Here is a 10,239-nt window from a genome sequence, read left to right on the forward strand (position 1 = left end):
TTTCGAGGTTGAAAATGTCTATTCGTAAACGTCTGACCTTAATTTTACTTTCAATGATGGTGCTAACTTGCTTTTTAGCATTAGTAAAAGGCTATCAAAAAAGTATGCACCACGGCGAAAGTTTGCTTGATGATGAACTTAAAATAGTGGCTGGCGTTTTAATTGAGCAACCATTGGCACTAAGCACAGATGCAGTACAAGTAAGTAATAATAGCGCTCAGTTGTTGTATCAAATTTGGCAAAATAATAATTTACTTAGTGGCTCATCGAGTTTAACGAATAACCAAATTAGTTTTAACGAGGGCTTTCAAACGGCCAATCTAGCAGGGCAGCGTATGCGGGTATTTGTGATGAGTAAAAACACCCGTAAAGTCATCGTTGCTGAACCTATGGCAAAGCGGTTTGAATTAGCTGAAGCCGTTATTTTATCTGCAATGTTACCAATGCTATGGGCAGTCCCTCTGCTTGCTATTTTTATTAGCTTTTTTGTTAAATACGCATTAGCCCCTCTTACTCGATTATCTAAGCAGTTGGCGTCTCGACAAGCGAACGACTTTACGCCAATTAACTGGCAAGTAACTGACGAAGAAATTAAACCGGTTATTAATCGTTTAAACGACTTATTTAAACGCGTAGAAACTGCCTACTTACGGGAGCGCTTTTTTGCCTCAGATGCAGCTCACGAATTACGTACCCCGCTTAGTAGTTTAAAAATTAATGTGCATAATTTGGCTAATAAACAAAGTAATCTGCAAGACCATCAAGAATTACAAGCTATGTCGCAGGGCATTAACCGTTTAAGTAATATTGTTGAGCAAATGCTAATTTTAGGGCGCACTCAGCCTGAACAATGGCAGAGGCAATTTAGCGAACAATCATTGCTAACGATTACTCAGCAAGTCGTATCGGAGCAATACGACAAAATAGATGAAAAAAACCAAACCATTAGTCTTGAAGGCGATGATTTTGTTATTAATGGTGATGAGTTTACATTAACCACACTCATCGCTAATTTACTTAGCAACGCCATAAAGTACACACCCAAAAATGGTCAAATTATAATTAAATTAGTATCAAGTAATAACGGCTTTAGTTGGCAAATTGATGATTCTGGTGCGGGTATGACTGATGAGCAAAAAGAGCGAATATTCAATCGCTTTTATCGCGTAGGTGGCGATCAACATCCATCAGGCGAGCAAGGTGCCGGTTTAGGTATGGCGATTGTTCAACACATAATTGCTATTTATGGTGCAACTATTCATTTAGCGAATAGTCATTTAGGTGGGCTAACCGTTAAGGTTACTTTTACAGGAGTGAAAAGTGACTAAACGTTTATTTAATCGTTGCCTTTGTTGTTTGCTATTTTTGTCGTTTAACGCGGCGAGTAAAGAGTACCTTATTGTTTTGAAAGATCACTTGTTCTACCCCTCACAAATTACCATTCCCGCAAATAAAAAAGTAAAACTATTGATAGAAAACCAAGATAGCACACCTGAAGAGTTTGATAGCTTTGATCTAAACAGAGAAAAAGTACTCTACCCAAACCGTAAAAGCATTATTTATATAGGGCCGCTTAGTAAAGGGTATTACGAATTTTTTGGTGAGTTTTCGCCCAATACAGCAAGGGGCGTTGTAATAGTTGGTGATGAGGAGGCGCAGCATGCTAATAACTAGTTTAGTCATGAGCCTTAATCAATTACTACCTGTGGCTATTTTATTAGTGCTACTACAAGTAGTTAAAAAACAAAGCGCTTTAAAAATAGGATCTGCTTTATTAATTGGAGCGCTCATGTCGTTTTTGTACATGCAAAGTGCATCATGGGTGAGCCAGTGGTTTGAACACCAAGGGCTAGAGTACTCACAAATAGGGCTATGTATTACTATATTTATAGCCGTATTAGTATTTGCAATAAAGCAAAAATCAGCGGCTTTTTATATTGCTGTTATAAGCACAATAACATTGTATTTAAGCCACTATATTATTTACCTCACCAGTTTTTGGCAAAGTAATGATGCAGGGCAAAGCTTATTTATTGGCACTTTATTAGGTGTTGGAATTTGTTTAAGTTTTAGCGTATTGCTGTACTTTTTAATGAATGCAATTAAGCACCGCTTTGGTATGTATCCGCTTTTTACTTTGCTTGCTTTTAACAGCGCGGCTAAGTTATTAGTTGCACTGGATTTGGCAAGCCAAATAGACTTAATTACCAACACTGCAACCGTGTGGGATTTACGCGATGTATTAAGCGAAAACTCTGAGTTCGGGCGCGTACTGCGTGCTCTTGTTGGTTACGAGGCTACCCCTGATCTAATGAGTGTACTTATATATAGTACTAGTAGCGTGATATTTTTATCACTTTGTTATGTTATTTCGGCTTCAATATCTAAGGAACGTGTATGAAAGCACTCAACCTATATTTAGCGCTTAGCTTTACCGTTTTTTGTTTGTTGGTACTTTCAATCCCAGCAAAGGCCGATGGAATTGTTGTTGATAAGGTATATCACCCCTATGTTTTACCTTTTGAGCGAGAGTTTGAATGGCGGTTAGTGTCGCACCAAACAGATAGTGGCAACATACTAGCGCAGCGTTTGGGTGGTGGCGGTGCTATTAACGATACAATGGCACTAGAAGGCTATTTAGTTGGTGAGCGAGATGACAACGGCGACTTTGGTTTAGAAGCTTATGAGCTTGAACTACGCTGGCAATTAATTGAACAAGGTAAATTATGGGCTGATTGGGGGGCATTATTTGAGCTTGAAAAAAAACATAATGAAGATGTGTATGAAGCAACTTCGGGTTTTGTGATCGAAAAAGAGTTTGGCAAAACAAGCTTAACTATGAATGCTTTTTTGGTTTACGAGTGGGGGCAGGATATACAAAATGAATGGGAAAGCGAGTTTAGAGCGCAATATCGCTATCGCTACCGTTCTGCTTTTCAGCCATCTATTGAGGTGTACGTAGGTGAAGACTTTATTGGTATAGGGCCTGGGTTTATAGGTTTGCAGCGTTTTGATGGACAAAAGCAGTTAAAATGGGAAGCGGGTTTTATCACTGAGATAAGCCAATCAGAAAAAAATCATAGTTTTAGGCTCGCATTAGAATTTGAATTTTAATAACCAATGAAAGCGGTTTTGGTTGTTTATCATTCTGATTGTAGATAGGTACTTGACATATTTTAAAAAATCTATATAGTGGGCTGCAGCTAGAAAGAAAGCATGTAAGCTATAAATCTCCATTTCGATGTTGTATAAGTAATACTTGTAGTACCGTCCTGAAGTTTTTAAAGTACCATCTCATTTTTTGCTACACCCGCTCTTATGAGCATATTTTTTATTTATATCAGGATATTACAATGTCTAACATCGTATCAGGTACAGTTAAGTGGTTCAACGAGTCTAAAGGTTTTGGTTTCATCGAGCAAGAAAATGGCCCAGACGTTTTCGCACATTTCTCAGCAATCAAAAGCGAAGGTTTCAAAACTTTAGCTGAAGGCCAACGTGTAGAGTTCACTCTTTCACAAGGTCAAAAAGGTCCACAAGCTGATAACATCACAGCTGTATAATTTTACTTTTTAAGTAAAATGAAAAAAAGCGCTTAAGGCGCTTTTTTTGTGTCTGAAATTTGACACAACCTAAGCTACACCTATTATTAATGTAAGTTCATCAGTAGGTATCGTTATCATTAAATCCTTCCTTATACTTGTTTTTATATTTATTAGTCATTACGCACAGGCTGAAGATTTCAAGCTCACGGTCTACACTGAGCACTTTTCGCCATACAATTTTGAAAACAAAGCGGGTCAACTTATTGGCATAAACCTCGATATTGTAAAAGATGTATGCATTGCGTCAGACATTACCTGTGAATTTAAAATACTTCCTTGGAAACGTGCTTACAGCTTAGTCCAAAAAGAAAAGCATTCAGGTATTATCTCTATCGCTAAAACATCTCAAAGAACGCCTATTTTTAATTGGGTAGGGCCTTTGGCATCCAGTGAAACATTTTTTTATAAACTTAAAAAAATACTCAGTTAAAAATGAATAGCTTAAATGAAGCAAAGCAGTTTTCACTTGCTATCGTAAGAGGGGATATTTACGAATCCATAATTAAAAAAGTAGGGTTTGAAGCAGGTAAAAACCTTTTGTCCATAGGTGATGAAAAGCAATATATGCACTTGTTTTTAAATAGTAAAATAGATTTGATTTTAGGCTCTGAATACACCATTGGTTATCAACTTTCGCCTTTTGGGTATAGTGAAGACGATGTCGTTAGGCTGCAGGAATTACCATTACCTGAGATAGCAGGTAACTACATCGCGTTTAATAAATCAGTACCCAATTACATTGTAGAGCGTTTTAATAGGGAGTTTGAAAAGCTTAAAAAGAAGGATAACTTTTCGGCTTATAAAAAACGTTATAAGCGCTAATGTTAGTGCCTGTAAGGCAGCCCTTTCTTTTGCTTTATTTTTAAAAATGCAGCTTGCAGTGCTTCTATTAAATGCATATCTGTTTTTTTATTTGCAGCTAAATAAGCATCAATTGTTAGCTCATCTATTTTATAAATAAACTTTAAGTGTGCTGGTTTGAGCTTTAGATAATCACTCATCTGCTGCATGAACAAAGGATCATCTACAATTAAATCTACTTTTTTAGCTAGTAGTAAAGAGTATGACTTTTGAATATCAGAGGTTAAAACAACTTCAAACCCCAGTTTTGCGAGGGTTTGTGTTGAAAAGTCATTGCGCTGCATAGCAATTTTGTACACTTTGGCTTGTTCAGTAGTGTTTATAATAAGATCATCTCGCTCTGATAGGCCAATAAAGCCTAGTTCAAAACGTCCGACAGGTCCTATCCAATAAAATTTGTCTTCTCGCTCTACAGTGCGTGCAAGGCTGTATATAAAGGTATTTTTAAGCTCATCTGCAATTTTATAAGCACGTGCCCAAGGGTACATTTGAATGTTAGGTGTTAGATCAGCCTCAGCAAATATATCTCTAATAAATTGAGTGCCTTCACCTGCTACCTCACCATCAATCAACACCTGGTTTGGCGGTGCTAACTCTGTAACAACAAGGATGGGTTCTTTTGCTTGAACATACACAGAACAAATTAAAAAAAGAGAATAAAGAATATATTTCACAATAGCGGATCGTTAGTCGGTTAGCTTAAGTAATATAAGTGTGGCTGAAAATACGAAAAACACAAAAAATATTTATGTGACTTTGTTACTAAGATATTGGTTTATTTGAGTTATGTATAACCATAAATAAGGTTAAATAGCTTGAAGGTTGGAAGTGTATAAATCTGGAAGGCCTAAAACGATAAAAGGGCCTTGCGGCCCTTGGTGAAGTATCGTTCAAGTCAGATAGAGCTTTAACCCCTTAAAGCGCTATCCTCTTGTTTTGCAACACCGGTGTTCATCTCAATAAGTTTCTAAGCTAGCGAGAGGAAAAACCCAGCAATTGCTGCGCTCATAAGGTTAGCCATAGATCCTGCTAACACTGCTCTGAGCCCTAAGCGTGCGATATCCTTCCGCCGACTAGGCGCCATACCGCCTAACCCACCTAGTAAAATGGCTATCGATGATAGGTTAGCAAAGCCACATAGAGCAAAAGTAACAATTGCTTGTGTGTGTGCGCTTAACGTATCACGATAATTTATAAAGTCTAAGTAAGCAACAAACTCGTTCACTACTATCTTTTGACCAATAAAGCTGCCGGCTATAATTGCCTCATCCCATGGCACACCTAGTAACCATGCAACAGGAGCAAATACATAACCTAATATTTCTTGAAGCGTTAATGTTGGGTAATCAAACCACCCGCCAATACCACCTAATAAACCGTTTAGTAGTGCAATTAGCGCTACAAAAGCAAGTAACATTGCACCAACGTTAAGTGCTAAATGCATACCGTTTGCTGCACCTGATGCAGCTGCATCTATTACATTAACTGGTTTATCGTCATCATTTAAATCTAGATCTGCTAAGTTATCTTTAGGCGTTTCAGTTTCTGGCACAATCATTTTTGCCATTAAAAAACCACCAGGAGCAGCCATAAAGCTCGCTGCTATTAAATACTTAAGATCTACGCCAATAATAACGTAACCGGCCATTACAGAGCCTGCCACAGTGGCTAAGCCACCTACCATCACAGCAAACAATTCCGATTTGGTCATCGTTGCTATAAATGGCTTAACTATTAGCGGTGCTTCAGTTTGGCCAACAAAAATATTTGCCGTCGCTGAAAGCGATTCTGTGCGAGAGGTTTTCAATAATTTTTGTAAACCGCCGCCTAAAATCCTAATTATCCAATCCATAATCCCAAGGTGATACAACACAGCAACAAGTGCTGAGAAAAACACGATAACGGGCAAAACTTGAATCGCAAAAATAAAACCTAATGTGTCTTGTGAGGCAAGTGGGCCAAACAAAAACCCAATACCGTCGTTTGCATAACCAATAACCGACGATACGGCTGCTGACATGCTCGTTAACACATTTTTTCCTGCTTCAAAAAACAGGACAAAACCGCCAATAACTACTTGCATCGCAAATGCTATACCAACGGTTCTTAAATTAATTGCCTTGCGATTAGTTGATGCCGCAAAGGCAATGCTTAGTAGCACACACATGCCTACTAAGCTCATAAATGTTGTCATACAAATGTTTCCCGTTGTTATTCTTGTAGTAAATATTTTATCTTACTTTTTATTATATCAATCGCAACGCGGTTCATGCCGCCTCGAGTCACAACTAAATCTGCGTTATGCTTAGAAGGCTCAATAAATTGATAAAACATCGGTCTAACAGTTGCTTGATACTGCTCAACAACAGATTGTAATGTTCTGCCTCGTTGCTCCATATCACGTTGCATACGACGCATTAAGCAAATATCTAAAGGCGTATCTATAAACACCTTAATATCAAATTCTTTATTAAGCGCTTTGTCACTCAATAATAAAATACCTTCAACAATGAGTATTTTAGCAGCAGGCACTCGGCGAGTTTTCTCGCTACGTGTATGCTGTGCATAATCATACGTTGGTACTTCAACTGAATTTCCACTACGAAGCTGTGTTAAATGCTCAAGCATTAACGCATGTTCAAATGCATCAGGATGGTCGTAATTCGTTTGCGTACGATGCGCCATCGGTAAATGCGACTGATCCTTGTAGTAAGCATCTTCTTCAATAATGGCGATAGCGCCTGGTTCAAGCTCATTAACCAATTCATTGTATATAGTTTGGCTAAAAAGAGATTTGCCCGACGCAGACGCGCCTGCAATAGCTATAATAGTAGTTCGTGTCACTAAAGTTCTCACCCACACAGAAGGATATATTGTTGGTAGATCACAATAGCAAAAAAGACACGATTAATCTCTTTTGCTTCGCTTAAGAATGCAAATTTATAATGTTTAGGTTTTATGAAACAGGACTTTTGTCCTGTACGGAAAAATCGATCAGCGGATAAAGTAACCACCTAGAATCAAAGTGAGGTCAAAATGGCAAGAGCAATTATCTTAATGGCAGATAGCCTAGGAATCGGTGCAGCACCAGATGCAGATAAATTCGGCGATCTTGGGGCTAATACATTCGCTCACTTACTAAAAGCATATTACGACGAAACAGGCGCTGCATTATCGCTTCCTAACCTATCAAAACTTGGGTTAGTGGATGCATGTGAAGCTGCCGGTGGAGAACCGTGTTTAATTTCAGACCGCCAAGCTTCTCAAGGAGCATGGGGTTACGCTAAAGAATTATCTAGCGGAAAAGACACGCCATCAGGTCATTGGGAAATGGCAGGAGTACCTGTGTTATTTGATTGGGGATATTTCCCAAAAACACAGCCAAGTTTCCCACAAGAATTTATAGACGAGTTTATAGCTCGTACTGGTATTCCTGGCATTTTAGGCAACTGCCATGCATCGGGAACAACCATTTTAGAGCAGCTAGGTGAAGAGCACGTAAAAACAGGTAAACCAATCTGTTACACCTCAGCTGATAGCGTGTTTCAAATAGCCGCGCATGAAGAGTCATTCGGCCTAGAGAAGCTTTATCAAGTTTGCGAAATCGCACGGGCGCTACTTGATGAAATGAATATAGGACGAGTGATTGCGCGGCCATTTTTGGGTTCAAATAGCCAAGACTTTGCTCGAACGGGTAATCGTCGCGACTATTCAGTGCTTCCGCCAGCACCAACATTGCTAGATGTGTTAGCAAAAGACGGCGGCGAAGTAATTAGTATTGGTAAAATTTCAGATATTTACGCGCATCAGGGCATAACCCAAAAGCATAAAGCACCTGGGCTTATGAACTTGCTAGAAAAAACCAGCGAAGTAATGAAAAGCGCACCAGAACACAGCTTAATCTTTACTAACCTAGTTGATTTTGATGAAAAATTTGGTCATCGCCGTAACCCAGTAGGTTATGCAAAAGCATTAAAAGAATTTGATGACTATTTACCAATTATACTAAAACAGTTAAACGCAGATGATATATTAATGATCACTGCAGATCACGGTTGTGACCCAACCTTTCCAGGTTCTGAGCACACTCGCGAATACGTACCGGTTATTGCATATAAACCAGGTATGAGTAACACACCTCTAGGTGAACGCAACAGCTTTGCAGATATCGGTCAAACACTGGCACAGTGGTTTAACTTATCTGCGCTTGATTACGGCGACAGCTTTTTAAATGAGCTAACAACGCCAAATAAAAAGGAAAACAATTAATGAGTACTCCGCATATCAGTGCAAACGTTGGTGATTTCGCCGAAACAGTATTAATGCCAGGCGATCCGCTACGTGCGCAATATATTGCTGAAAACTTTTTAGATGATGCAGTACAAGTTACAGGTGTTCGTAACATGTACGGTTTCACTGGTACTTACAAAGGTAAGCCAGTAAGCATCATGGGTTCAGGCATGGGCATTCCATCAATGTCTATTTATGCACGTGAGCTAATTGTAAGCTTTGGCGTTAAAAATATTATACGTATTGGTACGTGTGGCGGTATTGGCACAGATATCAAAATCCGTGACGTAATTTTTGCACAAGGTGCAAGCACAGATTCAAACGTAAACCGTGCACGTGTTCGTGGCTACGATTTTGCTGCTATTGCTAACTTTGACTTACTTTTAAACGGTGTAAACGCCGCTAAAGAGCTAGGAATAGAAGCAAAAGTAGGTAACGTATTTACAACCGACACTTTCTACCAAGCAGACGACTCGTTCTATAAAGACTTAGACAAGTTAGGCATGCTAGCAGTAGATATGGAAACAGCAGGTTTATATGGCGTTGCAGCTGAATACGGCGCAAACGCAATGGCATTATTTACAGTAAGTGACCACGTAATCACCGGTGAAGCAACACCTGCTGATGAGCGTCAAAGCACGTTTAACGAAATGGTTAAAATTGCATTAGAGTCTATCTAAATAACCTGAACTTTGGTTAAGAGATTTACTAACGTATTGAATCAAAAGTGATATTTATGTTTATTTTCTCTAGCTAGAGATTTACAGTGAAAACAAGGCGAAATTACGCGTCAATAGCTAGCCTATTGCAAGTAAATTCAACGTAGTTAGCGCTGGAAATAGCTGCTTGAGATAGATTTATTATCCAGAGTTCAGGTTAAATATAACAGTTCCTTGGTAACGTATTCACTAAGTTTTGGAGACACGCCCAAAGTGAAGTGAGACTAACCTCCAAAGCCGCATTTTATGCGGCTTTTTTTATGCCTGAAGAAAATGGGTAGCAGCTTCTAATTACTTATACCAATTTGCTTAATTAAGTGATCTATTTTTGAGGATGGAAAAACGTGTTGATAGCTAGGCAAAAAATTCGCTATTTAGTTGTTCTAAATGAGAATTTTTTAACGCAGGTAGCGACACGTTTAGCCCCTAAAAATGATTAAGTCTTATTGCGGGTTGGTATTAATTCAACCATCCTAAAAACTTCGTTTTTAAACGCCTGTAAGCAGCGCGTCTACAGGTAAATTAAACTGCTGAGTGTAAGTTTCTCAGGTAGGCACTAAGCTTGCTCGCGCGAGAAGCGCAGCTTCTAATTACTTAATCACCCATCCTAAAAACTACGTTTTTAAACGCCTGCAAGCAGCGCGTCTTGTATCTCTCATTGATAAATGATTAGCTATCATTTATCACATCGAAGTCAGTGAGCTTGCCTGTGCGTCTAGTATTTCATACTGCTCCGTAGATAAAGCCCTGGCTTTCTATTCTCA

Annotated in this window: 12 protein-coding genes; 9 read left to right on the forward strand and 3 right to left on the reverse strand. The window is 38.8% G+C overall.

Annotated features, from left to right (window positions below):
- Positions 1–14: 14 nt before the first annotated feature.
- The 7 genes from H5115_RS01220 (at position 15) to H5115_RS20110 (ending at position 4,427) form a co-directional block, all read left to right on the forward strand.
- Entirely contained in the window at positions 15–1,328 is a 1,314-nt protein-coding gene (locus tag H5115_RS01220; RefSeq protein WP_182753209.1) for an ATP-binding protein, read from the forward strand.
- Positions 1,321–1,674 (forward strand): cupredoxin domain-containing protein, encoded by a 354-nt coding sequence (locus H5115_RS01225; RefSeq protein WP_149603414.1) that lies wholly within the window; start codon positions 1,321–1,323, stop codon positions 1,672–1,674. Before H5115_RS01220 ends, H5115_RS01225 begins: the two co-directional genes overlap by 8 nt.
- A complete protein-coding gene (locus tag H5115_RS01230) occupies positions 1,661–2,401 on the forward strand; it encodes an iron transporter (RefSeq protein ID WP_182753211.1) in 741 nt (246 codons plus the stop codon). Before H5115_RS01225 ends, H5115_RS01230 begins: the two co-directional genes overlap by 14 nt.
- Complete coding sequence (locus H5115_RS01235) at positions 2,398–3,114, forward strand: hypothetical protein (protein WP_182681870.1); 717 nt, start codon at positions 2,398–2,400, stop codon at positions 3,112–3,114. Before H5115_RS01230 ends, H5115_RS01235 begins: the two co-directional genes overlap by 4 nt.
- A 239-nt stretch (positions 3,115–3,353) precedes the next feature.
- Entirely contained in the window at positions 3,354–3,563 is a 210-nt protein-coding gene (locus H5115_RS01240) for a cold-shock protein (protein WP_002959120.1), read from the forward strand.
- 250 nt (positions 3,564–3,813) lie between these two features.
- Positions 3,814–4,035 carry a hypothetical protein gene (locus H5115_RS20105; protein WP_404936115.1) on the forward strand — a complete coding sequence of 74 codons (222 nt, stop codon included), beginning with the start codon at positions 3,814–3,816 and terminating at the stop codon, positions 4,033–4,035.
- Between the two features lie 2 nt (positions 4,036–4,037).
- A complete protein-coding gene (locus H5115_RS20110) occupies positions 4,038–4,427 on the forward strand; it encodes a transporter substrate-binding domain-containing protein (RefSeq protein WP_259396302.1) in 390 nt (129 codons plus the stop codon).
- 2 nt (positions 4,428–4,429) lie between these two features.
- Here the strand turns inward: H5115_RS20110 and H5115_RS01250 are convergent, their stop codons facing one another.
- The 3 genes from H5115_RS01250 to udk all read right to left on the reverse strand — a co-directional run bounded on the left by H5115_RS01250 (position 4,430) and on the right by udk (position 7,310).
- Complete coding sequence (locus tag H5115_RS01250; RefSeq protein WP_182672722.1) at positions 4,430–5,140, reverse strand: ABC transporter substrate-binding protein; 711 nt, start codon at positions 5,138–5,140, stop codon at positions 4,430–4,432.
- A gap of 293 nt (positions 5,141–5,433) precedes the next feature.
- A complete protein-coding gene (locus H5115_RS01255) occupies positions 5,434–6,660 on the reverse strand; it encodes a NupC/NupG family nucleoside CNT transporter (RefSeq protein WP_182681868.1) in 1,227 nt (408 codons plus the stop codon).
- 17 nt (positions 6,661–6,677) lie between these two features.
- Positions 6,678–7,310 (reverse strand): uridine kinase, encoded by a 633-nt coding sequence (gene udk / locus H5115_RS01260; RefSeq protein WP_024596281.1) that lies wholly within the window; start codon positions 7,308–7,310, stop codon positions 6,678–6,680.
- Between the two features lie 192 nt (positions 7,311–7,502).
- Between udk and H5115_RS01265 the strand changes: the two genes are divergently transcribed.
- A complete protein-coding gene (locus H5115_RS01265) occupies positions 7,503–8,735 on the forward strand; it encodes a phosphopentomutase (RefSeq protein ID WP_182753213.1) in 1,233 nt (410 codons plus the stop codon).
- The gene (gene deoD, locus H5115_RS01270; protein WP_149592760.1) at positions 8,735–9,436 is read left to right on the forward strand and encodes a purine-nucleoside phosphorylase; all 702 of its coding nucleotides are present in this window, start codon (positions 8,735–8,737) and stop codon (positions 9,434–9,436) included. The genes H5115_RS01265 and deoD overlap by 1 nt, the downstream gene beginning before the upstream one ends.
- Positions 9,437–10,239 lie beyond the last annotated feature (803 nt).

The organism is Pseudoalteromonas sp. SR44-2 (genome assembly GCF_014163745.1).
GTDB classification, from domain to species: Bacteria; Pseudomonadota; Gammaproteobacteria; order Enterobacterales; family Alteromonadaceae; genus Pseudoalteromonas; species Pseudoalteromonas distincta.